Raw genomic sequence first — 21,558 nt, 5'->3', positions numbered from 1 at the left:
ATCGGGAACGGCTCTGCGGATCGGGAACGGCTCTGCGACCGGCTCATGACACCTGGAACACCCGCATCGCCGCCGGGAAGATCAGGAAGACCAGGAACCCGGCGCACAGCAGCAGCTGCGCCACCAGCATCGACTGCGACTTCTCGCCCGCGCTGCCCTCGATCTCGGCGAGTTCGCGGTGCCGCATGGTCTCGGCGCGGGAGGCGAGGGACTCGCGGACCTTCGCGCCGTCGTCGGCCACCAGGGCCAGCGACGCGGACAGGTCCTTCAGTTCCTCGACGCCGATCTCCTCGCCCAGCTGCCCCAGCGCCTGCCACTGGCTGATGCCGGTGATGCGGGCGTCGGCGAGGGCGTTGCGGATGCGCCGCGTCGCCCAGCCGTCGGAGACCTCCGCGGCGGCCATGAGCGCCTCCGGCAGGCCCCGCCCGCCGGCCAGGCTCATCGACACCAGGTCCAGGTACGCCCCGATCACGCGCCGCAGGTCACGCCGCTTGTCGGCCGCGTCCCGCCGTACCTCCAGGTCGGGCAGGAAGAAGAACAGCAGGGCGCAGACCAGCGCCAGCCAGACCGGGATGACCGGGCTCTTGCTGAAGCCCATGGTCCAGACGACGGCGAACAGGAACGGGCCGAAGAACAGCCCGGCCACCGCCAGCAACACCTTCGTCGCCAGGAAGTTCTCCCAGCTGCGGTCCAGGACGGCCAAGTCCGCGCGCAACGACCGCTGTTCCCAGCCCTGTTGCAGATAGAACTCGGACACCCGGGCGCCGACCTCGGCCCGCAGCGAACCGAGGCGGCCCCGGTCGGACGTCGTGCGTGCCGACTCGTAGGCCGCGCCCCGCGCCCGCATCGCGTCGATCCGCGCCACCTGCGCGACCGCGCTGCGCCTGGACGGCAGCAGGGCGCGGATCAGGACGTAGACGCCCAGGCCGAGGACCGCGCCGACCACGACCGGCATCGTCAGGTTCACCGTCGTACCCCCTCGTCGGACTGGGCAGGCTGGGCGGGCGTCCGCGGGCGGACGAACTGCACGGCCGACTCGTCGCGGACCAGGAAGCGTTCGGGCGTCTCGATGGTCGACAGCTTGCGCAGCCACCAGAAGCCGAGCGCGAACAGTCCGCAGACGCAGGCGAGGACGAGCTGGCCGAGCGCCGTGCCGTACGGCTCCACGAAGTCGCGGTTGAAGATGGACAGGCCGAGCACGAACGCGATGGAGACGGCGACCACGATCTGCACGGACCTGCGCGTGGAGGCGCGCTGCGCCATCACGCGCTGGCGCATGTCGACCTCCTCGCGCGCCGACTTCGCGAGCGCGCCCAGCACCTGCCGCAGACCGGGGCCGCGCAGGCGGGCGTTGAGGATGAGCGCCGCGACGATGATGTCGGCGGAGGCGTCGTCGATCTCGTCGCCGAGCTGCTGGAGCGCGTCGGGCAGCGGGGTGCGCGAGCGCAGCCGGTCGACCAGGGCGTCCAGGTGCGGGCGCAGCACCGGGGCGGCGGCGCGGGCCGACGCCGGGATGGCCTGTTCCAGGCCCACCGCGCCGGCGATCGTGTCGCGCAGCGACTCCGTCCAGGAGGCGAGGGCCTCCACGCGGCGCATGGCGGAGCGTTCCTCCGCGGCGCCGCCGAAGAGGCGGTCCCAGAAGAAGACGAGCACGCCGGCCGCGATGCCGGCCACCGCCCAGCGGGTCAGCAGCAGCACGACGAGCCCGACGATGGCCGCGATCGAGCCGCGCTGCCCGGCGAACCGGACCAGCTCGCTCGCCCGCTCGGCCGCCTTCTGCTTCTCGTGGTCGGGCTTGGCGGGCAGTCCGCGTACGGCGACCACGAACAGCGCGAGTCCGCCGCCGACGGCGACGCCGCTCGCGATCGAGTACAGGACGGTCGTGGAGAACAGGCCGCCCATGGTGCCGAGCGAGCCGAGAGCCTCGTACGTCATGTCAACCCCACGTCCCGGTCGGCCGGTAGCCCTGCGCGATCAGGTCCTCCAGGCACGCTATGGGCGCGTGCGGGACGATCCGCCCGTCGGGGGCCTCGGTGAACACCTCGCTGGACAGCACGCGGCCGTCGACGCCGTTGACCTCGCGGACGGAGGTGACCACGCGCTGCAGGCGGCCGCCCGTCTGGTAGCCGTTGCGCCGCTGGATGAAGACGACGAAGTTGACCGCGCCCGCGATCAGCATCTGGCTGGCCTCGATGGGCAGCCGCTCGGACGCCTGCAGCGCGTAGGTCGAGATGCGGTTGAAGACCTCGCTGGAGCTGTTGGCGTGGATCGTGGACAGCGAGCCGTCGTTGCCCTGCGACATCGCGTTCAGCATGGTGACGATCTCGTCGCCGAGGACCTCGCCGACGATGACCCGGGACGGGTTCATGCGCAGCGACCTGCGCACCAGCTCGGCCATCGAAATAGCGCCCTGGCCTTCGGAGTTGGGCAGCCGTTCCTCGAAGGCGACGACGTTGGGGTGCAGGTCGGGGAAGGTGTCGAGCCCCAGCTCCAGCGCCCGTTCCACGGTGATGAGCCGCTCGTGCGGCGGGATCTCGTTGGCGAGGGCGCGCAGCAGCGTGGTCTTTCCGGCGTTGGTGGCGCCCGCGATCATGATGTTCTTGCGGGCGCGGACCGCGCAGGCGAGGAAGTGCGCGACCTCGGGGGCCAGGGTGCCGTTGCCGACGAGGTCGGAGATGAACACCTTGCCCATGCGGGCGCGGCGGATGGACAGCGCCGGGCGGCGGGCGACGTCCATGACGGCCGACAGCCGCGAGCCGTCGGGCAGCCGCAGGTCGAGCTGCGGGTTCGCGGAGTCGAAGGGCCGCGAGGACAGGCCCGAGTAGGCGCCCAGCACCTGGATGAGCTCGATCAGCTCCTCGTCGGTGTCGGCGACCGGCTCGCCCCTGATCTCGCGGCCGTCCGCGAACCCGACGAAGACCTGGTCGCACCCGTTGATGTCGATGTTCTCGACCTCGGGGTTGTCGAGGAGGGGCTGCAACCGGCCGACGCCGAAGAGGGCGGCGTGCACGGCGGCCGCGTACTGCTCCTCGGTCTCCGCGTCCAGCGGCGTGCGCCCGGCGGTGATCTCGGAGCGGGCGTACTCCTCCAGGATCTGGGCGATGACGGCGCGCGCGTACTGCCGTTCGTCCTCGGTGGACATCGGCGTGACGCCGTTCGCCTGGTCCAGGCGGCGCTGTTCGGCGATACGGTCGCCGGCCTCCTGCCGGAACCGCTTGACCAGCTGGTGGTCGACAGCGGTCATGCCCCGGCCCCCGCATGCCCGCCCACGTGCCCGCCCACGGGGCCGTGCGCGGGTACGGACCAGGCGGCGCCGTACTGCTGGTAGAGGTCCGCGGTGACCTTGCGGGCGGAGCGGATGAGCAGCGACTTGTCGAGGCGTCCGCGTTTGCGTCCGGCCAACTGGTCCGCGCCGGCGGGGTCGTCGGCGATGGTGCCGACGACCCGGGCACCGGTCTGGGCGTGTACGAGCATGTCGTTGACCTGGCTCGCGAGCTTGCCCGCGCTGGCGGGGTCGGCGACCAGGACGACGCCGATCAGCGGGGTGCCGAGGCTCGCGGCGCCGCGCGGACCGCCGTGCAGCTTCGCGTTCAGGGCGGCGGCGCGGTCGCGGACGCGGGCGATGGCCTCCGGCTCGGTGCGGGAGACCAGCAGCACGAGCGCGGCGTGCGGGAACAGTTCGACGGCCGGGGTGTCGCCGCTGACGCGTCCGCAGTCGGCGATGACGTCGGCGGGCGCGTTCGGGGAGTCGCCGAGGGAGGCGAAGGCGTGGCCGAGAGTGGGCCACAGCCCGGCCAGACCGGCGGCCTGCTCGGCGATGCCGAGCCCGACGAGCACCTCGAGGCCGCCGCTCAACGGCTGTACGTGGTCCCAGAGTTGGTCGGGGACAAGGCCGCGCCGGGCGGTCGCCGCTATGGACAGCATGCCGGTGTTGGGGTTGAGCGGGCCGCCGTGCGCGGCGGCGCTGCGGTAGACGAGGTCGCCGCCGGCCGGGTCGGTCTCGGCGAGCAGGACGCGGCGCGGCCAGACCGCCGCGAGGGCGACGGCCGCGGTGGTGACGCCGGGGGAACCCTTGTCGGCGGCCAGTGCGATGAGGGCCATGGTGTGCGGGAGCCGCCTTCTAGTTGCCGGAGACGAGCACGAGGGCCACTTCGCCGTCGGAGGCGGCCTGGGCCAGCGCGGCGGCCTTGTCGCTGTCGACGGTCAGCGTGACCGGCAGGTTCGTGCTGCTGACGAGGTCGCTGCTCTTCTGCGGCTGCACGTAGCTGACGCGGGCCTGTTCCACGATCACGGAGCCGCCGCCGGCCGAGGCCGAGGAGTTGCCGGTGCCGCTGTTGCTGTTGCTGTTGCTTGAGTTGGTGTCGGACCCGACCCGATAGGCGGCGACGGTGTCCCCGGCCTCCAGCCCGCTCGGGTACTGGCCCGCCTTGAGGGACAGGCCGACGGTGGCCTTGCCCGCCTGGACGCCGGCGTCGTCGCCGAACATCTCCCCGACGGCGACGACGCCGGCCGGGATGGTGTTGACGGCCTTCAGCTTCTTCAGGGTCGCCAGCTGGGACCACTCGACGTAGTGGATACCGCTGTCGTGGGCGACCATCACGGAGGTCACGTTGTCGTTGGTGACCGATCCGCCGGCCGGGATCTCCTTGGTCACCTTGACGACCTCGATCCGGTCACCGGCCTGCAGCACCAGCGTCGTCGCGCCCAGCGCGCCGACCAGGATCAACAGGACGGCCAGCGCGGCCAGGGCGGGTTTGCGCTCGCGAGGGGGTGTGGGGAGCCGCTCACCGACCGACGGCTGAGCCGGAGCGGCGGAACGGCCCGCGCCCGCACCCGTACGCTCTTGGATCTTCACGCAACCGCTCCCCGTACGTCCAAGACGTCGTCTGCCACGTCTGACAAATCCCGTGCACAATCGGACCCTTCACCCCGCGCCCGCCCGCACACAGACGCGCCGGACGTGCCGGACGTACCGCCCGGGCTGGGCGAATAGCCATCGCTGGGGTGACTGTCAAGCCATGGCACCGTATCAGCCGCACATAAGCCCCTCAAGGCACGTCCCGCCCCATGCGTCGCACACCACTTCGTCCCGTCTCATCTGCAACTAAATTCGGTACCGGCCCAGTTACACCGGGCACCCGCGCGAAGAGCCAACTATGCTCCCGCGAAACCCGATTGTTCCCGCGCACACGTCGGCAGGGCCACCGCCACCCGACCGCACAGCACCCCCCGTCTCCACACCGGCGCCCTCCAACTCCCCCTCACGAAAACGCCACGATGCCTGCACGGACGACTCACAGGGGACACGCCGAGAGGGACCGAGGAGCCCGGCGGGAACCTTAGATTCCGGGAGCACCGCCGACGGGGATGGCGGCGAGCGGCGACTTCACCACATCGAGCGACACCGTCAGCTCATCCCACGAGACGACGCAATACCGACAGCACTACGACCCCTTGGCATGCTGGGGGTCGTGCTGGGCAGCCCCTTGATGCTCATCGTCATGCTGCTGAGCCTCCTGGCCTCGGTCAAGGAGGCTCTCCAACGGCTGCTGGCGACAGAGAAGGAGCGAGATCGCGCCCGCGCCGCGGAACTGGAGAACGAACGGCGCGATGCGGCCATCGTCGAGCTCGGCCTCGACAAGACCTTTCGACGGTGACTGGAACGGGGCAGCCGCGCGGTTCCTGCTGCGCTGATTCAGCCATCCCCCCCACCACCACCAGCGCTTCGTGATGCTGCCCGACGGCCGCATCGCGCTGGCCGCTCCCCCAGACGAGTCAGCATCTGCAGGGACGCGCACGGGCATCGTCGTCGAGATTCCCGCTGGAGAGGCCGTCCTCGAGGACCGCTCCCCGCATACGAGAGCAACAAGCTGCGCATCCGCTTCTCGGACGGATCCTGGCTGGTCCTGACCACCGAGGATCAGCCCAGCGAGTTGCACAAGCACCTGATGCGCCAGCCGGAGTCCGGCGACGCCGAGCCCGCCGAGGAGTGAGGCCGCGAGGCTCTATTCGGACTCACCGCACTCGCCCTCGAAAGGCAGCCCGGCCGCTGAGACCGGCTGCGGCACACCACCACACCTTCACGTGCTCCGCTACGTCTGAACACACGTCGCTGACAGACTCGTTCGCTGTGGCGAAAGCCGGAAGCCCACCGATAACGTCTGTGCCCTTGACGAACTTCAGTCTCACGGGGAGTCCACTGTGAAGCGCCGCACTCTACCCGCTGCCGCCGCGCTCGCCGCGACCGCAGCCCTCCTGCTGACAGCCTGCGGGGGCGGGGACGACAGCGCCAAGGCCAACGACAAGATTCCGGGAGCGGACGCGGGAGGAGCGGCGACGCCGTCGACGAGCGCGTCGCCTTCCGACGTGGCAGGCCGGCCGCCGATCAAGTTGCCGTCCGACGTCACGGACAAGTACGAGGGCTGGAAAGCCGGCGATGCAACACAGGACGCGGTTCTGGCAGACACCATGCGACGCATCGACGCAACGAACGACGCCATCCTGCGCGGCGATGCCAATGCACCTGGTCTCTCCTTCTACTACCGGGACAAGGCTTTGAGCGACGCAGTGGCCTGGGTGCAGGCTTACGTGAAGGCCAACCTCTCCTTCACGGGCACCACACGCTATTACGCACCCAAGGTGACGCTCACGGGCGACGGCTCCGCGTCCGTCGTCTACTGCTCCGACGAAAGCAAGGGGTTCAACAAGAACCGCAAGACGAAAAAGGTCGACAGAACGCCTTCGGACGAGAGCCCGTACGTGCTCTACAACACGCGCCTCGAGAAGAACAAGCAGGGCGTGTGGCAGACCAGCAGCTTGATTTCGAAGCGAGGAGCCAAGACGTGCGCCGAGTGACCGGCCGGGCACGCATCCTGGCCCTCAGCGTGTTCGTGAGCGCGTGTGGCCTGGGCCTTCCAGGCACGGCCTCGGCATACGGGCCGGGCGAAGGACAAGGCGCCCAGCAGCCCACTGGCCCATCCGGTGCCGCGGACGGCAAAGGCACGATCTCCGCGACCGCGGGAGCCGTCGTCTACGACCGCTCCAACAACGGCTCCGGGCAGTCGGCCGGCCCTGTCACCTCGACGACCACCTGGAGCCCGCCGGCTTGTTATTACGCACCCAAATACACGCCTGCGCAGCTCAAGGCTTACCTGGAACCGATCTGGGCAGCCAGTTCGACCGGTGACGAGTGGGACGCACAGCAGCGCGACCACTATGTCAACGGGCATCCGTACAAGGACTTCAATCAGGACAAGACCGGCAAGGGTTATTGGTGGGACTTCTACGTCACACCGGGACGCGAAGGAGATCCGGCCGCCCTCGACTGCACGAAGCCCGCCTTCTGGGTGGATTCCAACACCAACCCTCCGGCCGACATACCTCAGGCCGTCACCCCGAAGGTGCTCGCCGAACTCGCCTACAACGAGATCCGCGTCCCCAGTACCAAAGTGACTCTCGCCCCGGCAGATACGACCAAGGTCAACCTGCCAACCTGGGCGTGGTTGGACGGCGCGGCTTTCAAGCCGGTCTCCGTAACCGCCTCCGTGCCCGTCTTGGGAATCTCCGCGACGACGACCGCTGAGCCCGTCTCCCTGAAGATCGACCCGGGCACCGCAGATGCGGAGACCTACCCGGCCTCCGGCGTCTGCCGGATCAGGGACGGTCTGATCGGCGAGCCGTACGCCACAGGCAAGGCGGACGAAACCCCCCCATGTGGGGTTAAGTACCTCCGCTCCTCGGGCGACGGCTCCTACCCGCTCAAGGGCACCCTCACCTGGAAGATCCACTGGACAGGATCGGACGGTACGGGCGACGAACTACCCGACGGCACATTCGGCGCCACACAGAATGTCGCCGTACAGGAAATCCAGGCCATCAACCGCTGACCAGGGTCAATGCAACATCTGAATAGGCCGCCGCTCCGTTTCTCTTGGACTTCAGTCTCACGGGGATCCACCACTGTGAACAGTCGCACCTTGCCCGCTGCCGCTCTCGGATGTCAGCCGTGGAGCAGGACTTGCCGGCCGCGCTCCATAGGGAAAGATCGAACGGGCACTTACTCCTGGAACAGAACCTGACGAGGGATAGGACAGCGCAATATGGCGGACCGGCTCGCTGTAGACGGCGGTGAACTCGCACACTTCATGAAACTTCTGAAAAAATCCAGCACCTCCCTGAATGGCCTGCGCAAGGCGCTGAGCGATGCAACCGTTACAGGCCTGGGGACGGACGACCTGGACTCGGCGTGCGAAGATTTTCAGGAGGACTGGAAATACGGAACCGAAGAGATCGGTAGACAAACCGAAGACCTTGCCGAGATTATCGGTAAGAGCAAGGAAAGCTACGAAGAAGTCGACAAGGCGTTGGAAGAAGCTCTGAAGAAGTCCAGGCACCACGCTGCAGGGGGCAAGAAGTGACCTATACGCCGGGCCTGGAACAGTCCCCGTCTGCCAACTCCCCTGCAGCCCGGGATGGCAACCTTCCCCAGGGGCTCAAGTCCTCTCCTTCCATCCCGAACCCAAATTATCCACACTTGGGCTTCAATCCCACCCCCGGGGACACCGAAACGGTCCGCAACCTTTACAACAAGCTCAGCAGTTGTGCGAAGGTCCTGGAAGAGACGCATGGGCTCGTTACGGCGTTGATGGACGGAAGCTATTGGAAGGGCGACGCGGCCGTAGCGTTTCGCGAACAACTCGATGGCGGCCCCCTTCCACTGAATCTGAAGAACGCCGCACATTCCATTCGCAAAGCCGCTCGGCAGCTAAACGGCTGGGAGGGCGAACTGGAAGATTTTCAACGTCGAGCAAAGAAGCTCGAGCAGGAGGCCAAGGATGCACAGGAGGCCATAGACGCAGCAAAAGGCCACGCTACAAAAGCAAAAGACAACCCCGACCTCGATGGAAAAGGCAGCCGACACGGCAGTGCACAGAAGGCACTCTCCAGTGCCAACACTGCGGTGGAAGAGGCTCAAGCGGAGCTTGACAAGATCCTCGGCAAGGCGAAGAAACTTGCCGAGGAACACGAGGAGAAAGCCCGATACCGCTCCAGCAAGATCCGCGATGCCACGGAGAAGTTGGCACCTCATGAACCAGGCTGGCTTGAGGAATTCAGCGACTGGTTCACTGAAAATTTGCCCGACATTTTGAGTTTCACCGCCGGCGTCATCGGCCTCGTCGCCCTTTTCGTGGCCACAGGCGGCACGGCCGCGGCTGTGCTGTTGCTGGCAGCGGCCGCATTGAGCGCATCCGCGCTTGCAATGCGGATTTCTGATACTGAAGTTCTCGCCTCCTTGGAGGACGGCTTCACGAAGGGCGAGTTCGATTCCGACTTCTGGGGGAATGCCGTCAGTCTTGGCGGCGATATCCTCGGAGTGGTTCCGGGTGTTGCTGCTGTAGGCATGGGCGTCCGCGGAACTATGTACGCTCTACGCACGGGCGAAGAAGCTGTTACTCTCGGAAAAATAGTGACAACATTGGGCAGCAAGACGATGAGTGAAGCGAAGGCCATTTCAGATCTCGGCAATCCGGCCCTGGATTTCGTGGTGCGCGGAGCTCGCGACTCCGCCAAGGCCGGGGAAATCGTGGAGATCACCTCGGCTTCACTCGGCGTAGTGACGGCCGGCTATGGATTGGCCTCGAGTGCTGTAGACGAGCTGGAGAATGACGGAGCAGGGGACAGTGCGACCGGAATTGACGGAATTAGGAGCATCCTCGACGGTGGCACCCTGATCGACCTCGCCCAGCACGCGTTCTGACACAGAGGAAAAGAGACGCCCATGAACCCGTCAGACCACCCCGCGGCATGGGATCATCCGCCGACCAGGCGCGCATGGTTCAAATATCTGACAGCGAGCCTGACCGCTTTTTTCGGCTGGATCGCCCTCTGGTTTGCCCTGCTGGCATTCCTAGCGGTCTTCGTGACTCCCGGCTACACAGTACTGTTTGTGCCATTTCTGGTGTACAGCTTCTATCGAGCTTTCATTCAAGTTTTCTCCATTCTTTTCGCTTTCCGAACAAAGCGGGTTTTGCAAATTTACCCATGGCGTCTGTTCAGTGACATCCCCCACGGAATCGCTGACCGGACAGACGTCGTCGGCAGGCAGTACGGATGGTTCGAGTTCCCAAACCCTGCGCGTCCTGACGAGCAACTACCCATGGTGTTCCCTCGACACTGGGGAGTCGGCTGGTGGGGCCGACGTATGGCTCCTAAGGCAGCGCCTAATCTAAAGGAACAGATCAGCGTGGTGTGGCTTGCGGGAGACCCGCGTTTCATCGGAGTGATCGCTGCGCCCTCACCGGACGGGAGGATGCCGCGACGCTTCCGATTCCTGCATCAGCAGATGAGGGCGAACGGAACTGTATCCTCTGTCACCGACTGGGGAGCTACCCCTGAAGACATCGAGCGCAGTCGCCGCGCAGGGATCCGGCCTACCAACTTTGACCCTCCGACAACGATGAAACCCTGAAGACATGGAACCTCGCGTCGTCATCGACGATTCCGTCAACGACCCCAGCGCCGGAATCTGGTTCGCCGTCCCTGGCGGCTTCACCGAACTCCCACTTGACGTCTTGCTCGCCCCTCCCGCATCCGCCGAGGCGAAGAAGCTCAGGGAGGCACTCGCCCCACTGGTCCAAGCCATCACCGACGGAGTGACCCGCCAGCGGTTCATCGCTCAGTTGGCGTCAGGCCAGCAACTTCTCCTCGCCCTCCGCGAAGTGGACACGGTCCACTGCTCCATCGGTGTGCACCGGGACGACGTCGCTGGCAGCGGCGAAGAGACCCTGCACTCCCTCTTCACGGTGTCATGGCGCGACATCGCCTGGTCGCCGCGGTCCGTAAGTGCGGCACGGGCCGTGGCAACTGCGGATCAGCATGCCCATATCGAATACCTGGACCTGCCGTGCGGACCCGCCTCGATGGGTGAGATTGTACGAACCCCTTCCGCAGCATCCGGTCTTCCTCGCACCCCGCTGCTCCAGGTCTACGCCTACCTTCCACACCCGGACTGCAGGCGCATGGCAGTACTCATGCTCAGCACCACCGCAGTGGAACGGCGGGACCAGTACCGAGCGATCCTCCGGAATATTGCCGAGCTCACGAGCTTCGAGTCCCCTCTGGCCGAATCTCAGAAGTGATCGGCGAGACGGCGTTGCCGCATCCGCGGCCCGCTGCGTGGTCGAGGACAACTGGCCCCTCAGAGCAGCCACGGAACGCTTCCAGGTCTCGCCGACCACGGCCCAGCGCTGGGCCGACCGCTACCGGCAGTTCGGCGAGGCCGGGATGTGCGACCGGTCCTCCCGCCCGCACGCCAGCCCGCGCCGGACCCCGACCCGCACCGAGCGCCGGATCATCAAGGTCCGGCTCCTGCGCCGCTGGGGACCGGCCCGCATCGCACACCTGCTGCGGCCGGTGCCCTCGACCGTGCACCGCTTGCTGACCCGTTACGGCCTGGCCCGCCTCGCCCACCTGGACCGGGCCACCGGCCGTGTCGTACGCCGCTACGAACGCGACAGGCCCGACGAGCTGGTGCATGTCGACATCAAGAAGCTCGGCAACATCCCTGACGGCGGCGGCCACAAGGTCCTCGGCCGGGCCGCAGGCCGCAAGACCCGATCCGGCGCCGGCTACAGCTACCTGCACACCGTCGTCGACGACCACTCCCGCCTGGCCTACAGCGAGATCCTCACCGACGAGAAGAAGGAGACCGCCACCGGCTTCTGGCAACGGGCCCACGCCTTCTTCACCGAGTACGGAATCACGGTCGAGCGGGTGCTGGCCGACAACGGATCCTGCTACCGCTCACGCGACTGGCGAGATGCGCTGGCAGCGGCCGGGATCGCCCACAAGCGCACCCGGCCCTACCGGCCCCAGACCAACGGCAAGGTCGAACGCTTCAACCGCACCCTGCTCGACGAGTGGGCCTACGCCCGCCCCTACCGCACGGAGACCGAACGACGCGACGCGTTCCCCGGCTGGCTGCACACCTACAATCACCACCGCGGACACACCGCGCTGAAAGGCCAAGCACCAGCCAGCCGCGTCCCCAACCTCACAGGGCAATACAGCTAGGTGAACTGCTCCGCCGTCTTCACGCGGTTCCTCCGTCGGCCGGGGCGGTGCGGTCCCCGGTGGGGAGCGCATTGATCCGCATGGTCCGCACGGCCTCGTCGGCCAGTTCTGTGATCTCGGTGCTGAGTGCGATCTTCTCCCAGGTCACCGTGACGACGATGAGCGTCTGCACATGCGGTGGGAAGACGGCGTACCGGATGAACTCCGTAAGCTTCCGGCCGAGCCCGAGCATGCGCTTGACCTTCAGCAGTGACTGCACCCGCACCGCGGGTCCGGCGGCCAGTTCGAGACGGGTGATCTGCGGCTCCCCGATGGCCTCGGCGTTCCCCCATTCGAGCAGCAATGGGGTGACCTCCTCGGCACTCGGCCGGGGCACCCCCTCGTCGCTGTAGCCGTCGACCGAGAGATTGGCGAGTGTCTTCCCCGCCTCCGTGTAGGACGCCGCCGCAAGGGTCGGAAATTCCTCGTTGAGGTCGACGGCCCTTGCGACCATGTCGTCGAAGACCGCGCTCTTCTCAATTTCCAGGCCGAGCGGGTTGAGCCGGTTCACCACCTCCTTGGCCAGCGCCTTCGCCTCGGCCTTGGTGCCGGCCTGAAGGGTCAGGTCGATCCAGCCGGGCTGGAACTCGAAGGTGCACTCGTAGTGCCCGGCCCGCAAGGCGCCCTCGTTCGGTGAGGTCACGTCTCTTTCCTTTGGGCAGGGCGTCGTCGTCCGCTCAGCCGAGGAGCGGGTCGCGGCTCGATGACGTCGAGATCAAGCCGTTGGTAATCGCTACGTCGATCCGCCGGCCGGGGCCGACTGCTCAGAACACGTGCGGTGCGGCGGGACGTGGCGGTCCCGCCGCACCGGTACGACCTGGAAGCGTCGGTCAGCCCTTGGCTGACTTGGCGAGCTGGTCGTCCAGCTGTTCGTAGGCTTCCTTGGCCTTCTTCAGGAAGTCCGACAGGCCGTGCAGGCCCTGGATGGTCTTCGTCGCGCCCTTGGTGAAGTCCTTCATCGAGTCGTCGTAGGCGCCGGAGGCCTTCTGGGTGGTGAAGCCGTTCTCCACCAGCTGGCTGACCCGCTTCTCGACCGACTTGATCTTGTCTTCCAGGTCGTGCATGTCCTTGATCAGGTCACCCGCGACCTTCTCCATCTCTGCATAAGTAAGGTCTGCGTCTTTGCCCTTGCCCATGGCGGCTCTCCTCCCGTTCGTGCGGCCGCAGGGCCTGCCCCCGTGGCGCTGTCGTTCAACGCGGCTGGCGTGGACGCCCGTTGAGCGTCCGTGCGCGGTCGCGTCCGCATGAGCAAAGATCTTACGGGTGTGGCCCGTGGGGCCGCAGAGCTCTCTTGCGAGGGAATCGTGAACCGGCGTGTATTCCGTTGCTATCGGCAAAGGCGAGGCGGATATGGTCACTTGCACGGTGAGTGGGCCCGGTGGCCCGAGCGTAGTGGGGGACTGACGTGCGTCTGAGTCTGACCGTCGTCGATCCGGTCGGCGGTGCCAGCGCCGACGTGGTGCTCGACGCCGATCCGGAGTCCACGGTCGGCGACATCGCCCGGGAACTGGCGCGTCACGTCGGCCTCGGCGACAGTGCGCAGGTCATTCCGATCGGGGCGTCCCGTGCTCAGGCCGGTGCCCAGGCCGGCGGCGGCTCCGGTGCTCCCCTCGCCTACGTCGACGGGTACGCGCTCGACCCCGCCGCCACCGTCGTCGGGTCGCCGCTGCGCGACGGTGTCGTCGTCAGCCTGCACGATCCGGCCGGCTGCGTCCTCGGCGAGCCCACCGGGGTCGTGGAGTTCCGGGTGGTGGGCGGGCCGGGGGCGGGTGCCGTGCACCGGCTGGGGGTCGGGAAGTACGACATCGGCAGCGGGGGCGCAGCGCAGTTGCGTATCGATGATCCCGAACTCCCGGGACGGGCGGCTGCTTTGTCCATCGCTATCGACGGGACCTGCCAACTCCTGTTGCACACGGGCAAAGAGGAGGCCGCCCGGCTGGACGGGGAGGACTTCGAGGGTGGGGAGTGGCCTCTGCGGTCACAACTTGCGCTCGGGAACACCCTTCTGGAGCTGGCCCCGTACGCCCCGCCGAACGCCGCTCTGAAGTGGTCCGACGACGGAGCCGGCCTCGACTACAACCGGCCCCCGCGGCTGCGCCCCGCCGAGCGCACCACGCACTTCATGCTGCCGAACCCGCCCGGTGACTACGAGGCCCGCCCGCTGCCGTGGCTGATGGCGCTGCTGCCGCTGGTCGGGGCCGTGGTCTCGGTGCTGATCTTCGGGCGCTGGTACTACATGGTCATGGCGCTGATGAGCCCGGTCATGCTCTTCGGCAACTACTTCATGGACAAGAAGCACGGCCGCAAGTCGCACGCCAAGCAGGTCAAGGAGTACAAGGAGCACAAGGCGCGGATCGAGAAGGACGCCCAGGACGCGCTGGTCACCGAGCGCGGCGACCGGCGGCAGGCCGTGCCCGACCCGGCCGCCGTGCTGACCTTCGGCACCGGGCCCCGTACCCGGCTGTGGGAACGCCGGCGCACCGACGCCGACCATCTGCTGCTGCGCTTCGGCACCGGGCGGCTGCCCTCCGAGGTGGAGCTGGACGACCCGCAGCAGGACGAGCACAAGCGCAAGGTCCGCTGGTACATCGAGGACGCGCCCGTCGCGCTGCCGCTGCGCGAGCTCGGGGTCATCGGCGTCGCCGGCCCCGGCGACTCGGCGGCCGCGCTCGGACGGTGGGCGGTCGCGCAGACCGCCGTGCTGCACAGCCCGATGGACGTGCAGTTCTACGTGCTCACCGACAACGACGCCCGCGACCGTTGGGACTGGGTGCGCTGGCTGCCGCACGCCCGCCCCAGCGGCGGCCAGGACGCGAACGTCCTGATCGGCACGGACTCCGAGACCGTCGGCGCGCGCGTCGGCGAGCTGACCCAGCTGCTCGACGCCCGGCAGAAGGCCCTCCAGCAGGGCGGGCGAAACAAGAACGACGGGCCCGCCTTCACGGACCCCGACATCGTCGTCGTGTGGGACGGCTCGCGGCGGCTGCGGTCGATGCCGGGCGTCGTACGGCTGCTGCGGGAGGGGCCAGCGGTCGCGATCTACGCGATCTGCCTGGACGAGGAGGAGCGGTTCCTGCCCGGTGAGTGCCAGGCGTTCGTGGTCGCCGAGCCGCGCCGGGCCGACGACCGAGAGAGCACAGGCGCCGTCGCCGTGGCCCAGCAGTCCGCCGGGGGGTTCCCGTCGTTCCAGGCCTGGCACCAGGGCGCGCAGCATGCCGAGCAACAGGCCGAAGAGGAGCTGGAGTTCCGGCTGCGGGTGGAGCAGACGGGGGCGCTGCGCAAGAAGGACGTACGGCCGGACTTCGTGTCCGCCGCGTGGTGCGCCCGGCTGGCCCGCTCCCTCGCGCCGCTGCGCGACATCAGCGGGGAGACCGAGGACTCCGCGCTGCCGGCCGCCAGCCGCCTGCTGGACGTGCTGCAGCTGGAGCCGCCGACGCGTGACGCGATCGCCGCGCGCTGGCGGATGGGCAGGCAGTCGACGATGGCCGTGATCGGTGAGTCGTACGACGGGCCGTTCGGCATCGACCTGCGCCGGGACGGGCCGCACGGCCTGATCGCCGGTACGACCGGTTCCGGAAAGTCGGAGCTGCTGCAGACGATCGTGGCGGCGCTGGCGGTGGCGAACACGCCGGAGAACATGACCTTCGTCCTCGTCGACTACAAGGGCGGTTCGGCGTTCAAGGACTGTGTGAAACTGCCGCACACCGTCGGCATGGTGACCGACCTGGACGCGCATCTCGTGGAACGCGCGCTCGAATCGCTGGGCGCGGAGCTGAAGCGGCGCGAGCACATCCTCGCCGCCGCCGACGCCAAGGACATCGAGGACTACCAGGACCTGGTGCGCCGGGACCCGAGCCATGCGCCGGTGCCGCGGCTGCTCATCGTCATCGACGAGTTCGCGTCCATGGTGCGCGACCTGCCGGACTTCGTCACGGGCCTGGTGAACATCGCCCAGCGGGGCCGTTCGCTGGGCATCCACCTGCTGCTGGCCACCCAGCGGCCGAGCGGTGTCGTGTCGCCGGAGATCCGTGCCAACACCAACCTGCGCATCGCCCTGCGCGTGACCGACGCGGGCGAGTCCACCGACGTCATCGACGCGCCGGACGCCGGGCACATCTCCAAGAGCACGCCGGGCCGGGCGTACGTCCGGCTCGGCCACGCGTCCCTGATCCCGTTCCAGTCCGGCCGCGTGGGCGGCCGCCGTCCCGGCGCGGCCGATCCGGCGGTCCTCGCGCCGTGGGCGGGCGAGCTGACCTGGCAGGATCTGGGCCGGGCGGCGCTGCGCAAGCCGAAGACGGAGGCGCGCGAGGACGACGAGATCACCGATCTGAAGGTGCTGGTGGACGCCGTGCGGGAGGCCAACCAGGCGCTCGGCATCCCCGCCCAGCACTCCCCGTGGCTGCCCGCGCTGGACGAGACGCTGCTGCTCGACGACGTGCCGGCGGTGCGCGCGCAGGGTGCGCTGCCCGCCGCCCCGTTCGGTGTCGAGGACCTGCCGGCCGACCAGGCCCGGCGTCCGGTCGCGGTGGACTTCGCGACGTTCGGGCACCTCATCGTGGCGGGCGCCCCGCGCTCGGGTCGTTCGCAGGTGCTGCGCACCATCGCCGGTTCGCTGGCCCGCACCAACTCCTGCGCCGACGTCCACCTGTACGGCATCGACTGCGGCAACGGCGCGCTGAACGCGCTGACCCGGCTGCCGCACTGCGGCGCGGTCGTCGGCCGCAACCAGCTGGAGCGGGTCGAGCGGCTGATGAACCGGCTGAGCGGCGAGCTGAGCCGACGTCAGGACCTGCTGGCCGACAAGAGGTTCGCCGACGTCGGGGAGCAGCGGGCCGCCGTCGCCGAGGAGGAGCGGCTGCCGCACATCGTGCTGCTGCTGGACCGCTGGGAGGGCTGGCTGCCCACGCTGGGTGAGCACAACCACGGTGACCTGACCGACCAGATCATGGCGATGATGCGGGAGGGCGCGAGCGTCGGCATCCACGTCGTCATCACCGGTGACCGGCAGCTGCTGGCGGGCCGCATCTCCTCCCTCACCGAGGACAAGTACGGTCTGCGGCTCGCCGACCGCGCCGACTTCTCGATGCTGGACATCAACTCCCGCAAGGTGCCGGAGGAGATCCCGCCGGGCCGCGCCTTCCGCAGCGAGTCCGCCACCGCGACGCAGTTCGCGCTGCTGTCGGAGGACACCACCGGCCAGGGCCAGAACGCCGCGCTGCTCGCGATCGGCGAGGCGGCCGCCGCCCGGGACGCCGAAGTGCCGCGCGCCCGGCGGCCGTTCCGGGTCGACGTGCTGCCCAGCCGGATCTCCTTCGAGGACGCGTGGGCGATGCGCGACCCGGCGACGACGTCGTCCCCGCTGTGGGCGCTGGCCGGCGTCGGCGGCGACGAACTCACCGCGTACGGGCCCGACCTGGCCGAGGGCGTCCCTGCGTTCGTGATCGGCGGTCCGGCGAAGTCCGGCCGCAGCACGATGCTGCTCGCCTTCGCCCGTTCCTTCCTCGGCAAGGGCGTCCGCATCGTCGTCGCGGCGCCGCGGCCCTCACCGCTGCGTGAACTGGACGGGCAGGAGGGCGTGTTGCGGGTCTTCACCGGCCGGGACGTCGACGAGGACGAGCTGGAGGAGGTCATCGGGTCGGCAAAGCCCGAGGAGCCGGTCGTCGTCCTGGTCGACGACGCGGAGGTGCTGGACGACTGCGACGCCGAGGACGTCCTCAAGCGCATCATCGAGCGCGGCGCCGAGGAGGGGCTGGCCGTGGTGATCGCCGGTGACGAGGACGAGATCTGCGACGGGTTCTCCGGCTGGCAGGTGGACGCGAAGAAGGCCCGCCGCGGCATCCTGCTCTCCCCGCAGGAGTCCGGCTCCGGCGAGCTGATCGGCATCCGCACCACCCGCAGCATGGTCGGCGGCCCGATCACCCCCGGCAAGGGCATGCTGCACCTGGGCAGCGGGGAGCACCTGACCGTGACGACGCCGCTGTGACCGTGAGGTGGGGATGAGTACGGGGTCGGCCAGGCCGAGGCGCAGGAGAGCGGCGCCTGGCGGGCTGCGGTACGAGCACCGGCCGGGCCTCCCGCGGCCGGAGAAGCCGAGGGAGGGCGAGTTCGGTTGCGGTGCCGCCGTACTGGTCCTGCTCGCCGCGCTGGCCGTCGTCGTACCGCCGGCCATGGCCCGTCAGGAGTGGGGCGAGGACGTCTGGGGTGACCTCGCGCCTTCCTGGCCGGGGGGCGGTTACGCGTTCGCCGCCTGCGTCGGGGTGCTGGTGCCGGTCGCCTTCGGCGCGCTGATGACTCCGCTGTTCCGGATGGACTGGAAGAAGCGCAAGGCGCGTTCCCTCGGCTGGGCGGTCGCCGCGCTGCCCGGGCTGGCCGCCTGCGAGGCGCTCATGAGCGTGATCACGGGGGTGGCCCGTCCGAAGCACGAGCGGGACTGGGACGGCGCGTGCTACAGCGAGGGCAATCCCTGCTGGGTCCATGTGCACTACCCGTTCGTGTGGGCTGTCGGCCTGGCCGCCACCGTCGCGGCGTCCGCGCTGCTGATCGCCTTGCTCGTCAGACGCGCCCGTCCGGCCGGCGCTTCGGCTACCCCGCCCGGGACATCCGGGCCGTAGGGTTCCCTTCCGCCTCGCTGTCCGAGGCGTACGTCAGGTCGTCGCCCACCCGGGTCAGCCGTACCGTGTGCGCGGCCGGGTTGCAGCCGTCGTGGTTGGACGCGGCGCCTACCGAGGTGGCGACGATCTGCTGCCTCGTGACCGACTTCAGGGTGAGTACGTCGTTGCAGACGCCGCCCAGCGGGTCGGTCTGGCGCAGCTTGCCCAGTTCCTCGCCGACGCCCGCCCGGTGGACGGTGAGCCGGAAGGTGCCCATCGGCAGGGTGCCGTCGAGGCCGAGGCCCTGTCCCTCCCAGGTGCCGAGGTAGGCGTCGGGGACGGTGGACGGGGCTCTGTCGGTGGCGCTGGGGTCGCCGGTCGGGGTCGTGCCGGGCGGGTCGGACGTGGCGGACGTGGCGGACGTGGCGGACGTGGCGGGCGTGGCGCCGACGGAAGGTGCACGGGTGCCGGGGCCGCTCGCGGTGTCGTCGCCGTCCTTGGGCAGCAGGTCGAGGACGAACACCGATCCGACGGTCACCGCCGCGAGCGCTCCGGCAACCGCGAGCGCCACCGTGCAGCTCAGCCGGCGTCCCCGTCCGCCGTCCCCCGGCACGGAGGTCGCGGCGACGGAGACGGACAGCTTCCCGGGAGCCGCACCGGGGTTTTCGCCGGGGCCCTCAACGGGACGCTGTTCAGCGGCGGGTGCGTCACGCGGCTCGGGCACCGGGGACAGCGGCATCGCCGGGGCGGGCCCGAACTCCCCCAGCGTCGGCTGCCCGGCCCCCTCTCCGCCGACCGTGGGGGGCACGGCCGTCGGAGACTCCCGCACCGACGGGCTGCTGAACCCCACCGGCCCCGAGGCGGTCTCCGCCGCCTCCAGGTTCAGCAGCCGTACGGCGCTGCGGCTGACCTGTTCCACCAGCGTCCCCGGCAGCCAGCCGCCCGCGATCAGCCGGGCCGCCCCCTCGGGGGCGAGCCGTCGGGCCACTTCGGCGGGGGCGGGCCGGGCGTCCGGATCCTTGGCCAGGCAGCTCTCCACCAGCTCCCGCAGCTCGCCGCCCGGCAGGCCGAGTTCGGGCGGCTCGTGGACGACCTTGTACAGCAGCGCGGCGGACGAGTCCCCGGGGAACGGGGGCCGTCCGGTCGCGGCGAAGGCCAGCACCGCGCCCAGGGAGAAGACGTCGGCCGCCGCGCCGGCCGGCTTGCCGAGGATCTGCTCGGGGGACATGTAGCCGGGCGAGCCGACCGACACGCCGGTCGAGGTGAGGGAGGCCGTGCCGTCCGTGGCGCGGGCGATGCCGAAGTCGATCAGCAGGGGTCCGTCGAGGGTCAGCAGCACGTTGGACGGCTTCACGTCCCGGTGCACCAGTCCCAGTTCGTGCACCGCCGTCAGCGCCTCGGCGAGGCCCGCTCCCAGCGCCCGTACGGAGGGCGCCGGCAGCGCTCCGCCGTCCGCGACCGCCGAGGCCAGCGACGGGCCGGCCGCGTAGGCCGTGGCGACCCAGGGCACGGCCGCCTCGGTGTCGGCGTCCAGGACCGGCGCGGTCCAGGCGCCGCCGACCCGGCGCGCGGCGTCGACCTCGCGCCGGAAGCGGGCGCGGAACTCCTCGTCCAGCGCGAAGTGCGGGTGCACGATCTTGACCGCGACCGTGCGGCCGCCGGCGCTGCGGCCCAGGTAGACCCGGCCCATGCCGCCGGCGCCGAGCCGGCCGAGCAGCCGGTAGGGCCCCACGGCGGTGGGCTCGTCGACTCCGAGTGGCTGCATGGCGTCCACCCTCCCCCGTGATGACCCCGTACGCCTCGTGTCCGGCAGCGTAGTGACTACGGCTGGAGCAGCTCCACCTTCACGTCCGCCGGGAAGCCGGTGGTCGGCCCGACCCGCCGGGCGAACTCGGCGACGGCCTCCAGCTGCGGGGGCCCGAACCTGAAGTCGAGGGTGGTGAAGTACTGCTCCAGGACGCGTTCGTCGAAGGCCTCCCAGCGGGCCGCCTGTTCGGCGACCTTGCCCACCTCCTCCAGGGAGAGGTTGCGGGAGGCGAGGAACGCCTCGTGGACCTTGCGGGTAATGACCGGCTCGCGCTCCAGGTAGTCGCGGCGGGCCGCCCACACGGCGAAGACGAACGGCAGGCCGGTCCACTCCTTCCAGAGCCGGCCGAGGTCGTGCACGGCGAGGCCGTAGCGCGGGCCGTCGTGGAGGTTGGCGCGCAGGGCGGCGTCACCGATGAGCACGGCGGCCTCGGCCTCCTGCATCATCACGCTGAGGTCCGGCGGGCAGGTGTAGTACTCGGGCGTCACGCCGAAGCGGTCGGCCAGCAGCAGCTGGGCGAGGCGGACGGAGGTGCGCGAGGTCGACCCGAGGGCGACCCGGGCGCCGTCCAGCCGCTCCAGCGGGACCTGCGAGACGATGACGCAGGACATCACCGGGCCGTCGCAGCCGACGGCGATGTCGGGGAAGGCGACCAGGTCGTCCGCGTGGCGCAGGAACTCGACCAGGGTGACGGGCCCGATGTCGAGGTCGCCCCGCACCAGCTGCTCGCTGAGCTTCTCCGGGGTGTCCTTGGTCAGCTCGAAGTCGAGGAGCGTGCCCGTTCTCGCGAGCCCCCAGTACAGGGGCAGGCAGTTGAGGAACTGGATGTGGCCGACGCGCGGCCGGGTGCGAGAATTGTCCACATCGCGAGGCTAGCCCCTATGGGGTACGCTCCAGACTCCGCCCCAGTAGTCAACCCCTACGCGATCTTCAAACATCCGGGTGACGTGATCTTGACCTCTGTTGCGTTCGGCTGCCCGCATGCTAGGCTCGCCGCAAGTTGCAGTTTGGTTTCCCTTGCAGTACAGAGCCTGCGGAGCATGTGACCGC

Annotated in this window: 19 protein-coding genes; 10 read left to right on the top strand and 9 right to left on the bottom strand. The window is 69.2% G+C overall.

Features of this window, described 5'->3' with window-relative positions:
• Positions 1-43: 43 nt before the first annotated feature.
• From AB0G63_RS19430 to AB0G63_RS19410, 5 genes are read right to left on the bottom strand one after another with little or no spacing between them, the layout of a single operon-like run.
• Positions 44-967: a type II secretion system F family protein gene (locus AB0G63_RS19430; protein WP_360751527.1), complete on the bottom strand. Its 924-nt coding sequence runs from the start codon at positions 965-967 to the stop codon at positions 44-46.
• Positions 964-1,935, bottom strand: a complete 972-nt coding sequence (locus tag AB0G63_RS19425; RefSeq protein WP_360751525.1) for a type II secretion system F family protein — start codon at positions 1,933-1,935, stop codon at positions 964-966. Before AB0G63_RS19425 ends, AB0G63_RS19430 begins: the two co-directional genes overlap by 4 nt.
• Before the next feature lies 1 nt (position 1,936).
• Positions 1,937-3,244 carry an ATPase, T2SS/T4P/T4SS family gene (locus tag AB0G63_RS19420; RefSeq protein ID WP_360751523.1) on the bottom strand — a complete coding sequence of 436 codons (1,308 nt, stop codon included), beginning with the start codon at positions 3,242-3,244 and terminating at the stop codon, positions 1,937-1,939.
• Positions 3,241-4,101 (bottom strand): hypothetical protein, encoded by an 861-nt coding sequence (locus AB0G63_RS19415; RefSeq protein WP_360751521.1) that lies wholly within the window; start codon positions 4,099-4,101, stop codon positions 3,241-3,243. Before AB0G63_RS19415 ends, AB0G63_RS19420 begins: the two co-directional genes overlap by 4 nt.
• Positions 4,102-4,120: 19 nt before the next feature.
• Entirely contained in the window at positions 4,121-4,855 is a 735-nt protein-coding gene (locus AB0G63_RS19410) for a hypothetical protein (protein ID WP_360751518.1), read from the bottom strand.
• 604 nt (positions 4,856-5,459) lie between these two features.
• On the opposite strand from AB0G63_RS19410, the gene AB0G63_RS19405 reads away from it, so the two are divergent.
• The 8 genes from AB0G63_RS19405 to AB0G63_RS19370 all read left to right on the top strand — a co-directional run bounded on the left by AB0G63_RS19405 (position 5,460) and on the right by AB0G63_RS19370 (position 12,072).
• Entirely contained in the window at positions 5,460-5,657 is a 198-nt protein-coding gene (locus tag AB0G63_RS19405; protein WP_360751516.1) for a hypothetical protein, read from the top strand.
• Between the two features lie 544 nt (positions 5,658-6,201).
• The gene (locus AB0G63_RS19400) at positions 6,202-6,855 is read left to right on the top strand and encodes a hypothetical protein (protein ID WP_360751514.1); all 654 of its coding nucleotides are present in this window, start codon (positions 6,202-6,204) and stop codon (positions 6,853-6,855) included.
• Entirely contained in the window at positions 6,801-7,886 is a 1,086-nt protein-coding gene (locus AB0G63_RS19395; RefSeq protein ID WP_360751511.1) for a hypothetical protein, read from the top strand. The genes AB0G63_RS19400 and AB0G63_RS19395 overlap by 55 nt, the downstream gene beginning before the upstream one ends.
• Positions 7,887-8,099: 213 nt before the next feature.
• Positions 8,100-8,417, top strand: coding sequence for a hypothetical protein (locus tag AB0G63_RS19390; RefSeq protein ID WP_360751508.1), 318 nt, complete (start codon positions 8,100-8,102; stop codon positions 8,415-8,417).
• Positions 8,414-9,757: a putative T7SS-secreted protein gene (locus tag AB0G63_RS19385; RefSeq protein ID WP_360751506.1), complete on the top strand. Its 1,344-nt coding sequence runs from the start codon at positions 8,414-8,416 to the stop codon at positions 9,755-9,757. The genes AB0G63_RS19390 and AB0G63_RS19385 overlap by 4 nt, the downstream gene beginning before the upstream one ends.
• A 21-nt stretch (positions 9,758-9,778) precedes the next feature.
• Positions 9,779-10,468 (top strand): hypothetical protein, encoded by a 690-nt coding sequence (locus tag AB0G63_RS19380; RefSeq protein WP_360751504.1) that lies wholly within the window; start codon positions 9,779-9,781, stop codon positions 10,466-10,468.
• A gap of 4 nt (positions 10,469-10,472) precedes the next feature.
• Positions 10,473-11,138, top strand: a complete 666-nt coding sequence (locus AB0G63_RS19375) for a hypothetical protein (protein ID WP_360751502.1) — start codon at positions 10,473-10,475, stop codon at positions 11,136-11,138.
• Between the two features lie 37 nt (positions 11,139-11,175).
• Positions 11,176-12,072, top strand: a complete 897-nt coding sequence (locus AB0G63_RS19370) for an IS481 family transposase (RefSeq protein ID WP_360751499.1) — start codon at positions 11,176-11,178, stop codon at positions 12,070-12,072.
• Positions 12,073-12,091: 19 nt separating this feature from the next.
• Here AB0G63_RS19370 and AB0G63_RS19365 read toward each other — a convergent pair whose 3' ends face one another.
• The gene (locus tag AB0G63_RS19365) at positions 12,092-12,754 is read right to left on the bottom strand and encodes a hypothetical protein (protein WP_360751498.1); all 663 of its coding nucleotides are present in this window, start codon (positions 12,752-12,754) and stop codon (positions 12,092-12,094) included.
• A gap of 187 nt (positions 12,755-12,941) precedes the next feature.
• Complete coding sequence (locus AB0G63_RS19360; RefSeq protein ID WP_360751496.1) at positions 12,942-13,247, bottom strand: WXG100 family type VII secretion target; 306 nt, start codon at positions 13,245-13,247, stop codon at positions 12,942-12,944.
• Between the two features lie 269 nt (positions 13,248-13,516).
• Between AB0G63_RS19360 and AB0G63_RS19355 the strand changes: the two genes are divergently transcribed.
• On the top strand, positions 13,517-18,094 hold the full coding sequence (locus tag AB0G63_RS19355; RefSeq protein ID WP_360751493.1) for an FtsK/SpoIIIE domain-containing protein: 4,578 nt from the start codon (positions 13,517-13,519) through the stop codon (positions 18,092-18,094).
• A 13-nt stretch (positions 18,095-18,107) separates the two neighbouring features.
• Entirely contained in the window at positions 18,108-18,722 is a 615-nt protein-coding gene (locus tag AB0G63_RS19350) for a hypothetical protein (protein WP_360751490.1), read from the top strand.
• Here the strand turns inward: AB0G63_RS19350 and AB0G63_RS19345 are convergent.
• Positions 18,694-20,466, bottom strand: coding sequence for a protein kinase (locus AB0G63_RS19345; RefSeq protein ID WP_360751488.1), 1,773 nt, complete (start codon positions 20,464-20,466; stop codon positions 18,694-18,696). The two genes, AB0G63_RS19350 and AB0G63_RS19345, sit on opposite strands and share 29 nt — an antisense overlap.
• Positions 20,467-20,522: 56 nt before the next feature.
• A complete protein-coding gene (locus AB0G63_RS19340; protein WP_360751486.1) occupies positions 20,523-21,371 on the bottom strand; it encodes a menaquinone biosynthesis protein in 849 nt (282 codons plus the stop codon).
• Positions 21,372-21,558: the final 187 nt, after the last annotated feature.

Source organism: Streptomyces sp. NPDC020996, from assembly GCF_040641355.1.
Lineage (GTDB): Bacteria > Actinomycetota > Actinomycetes > Streptomycetales > Streptomycetaceae > Streptomyces.
This window is presented reverse-complemented; position numbering and strand designations above follow the sequence as displayed.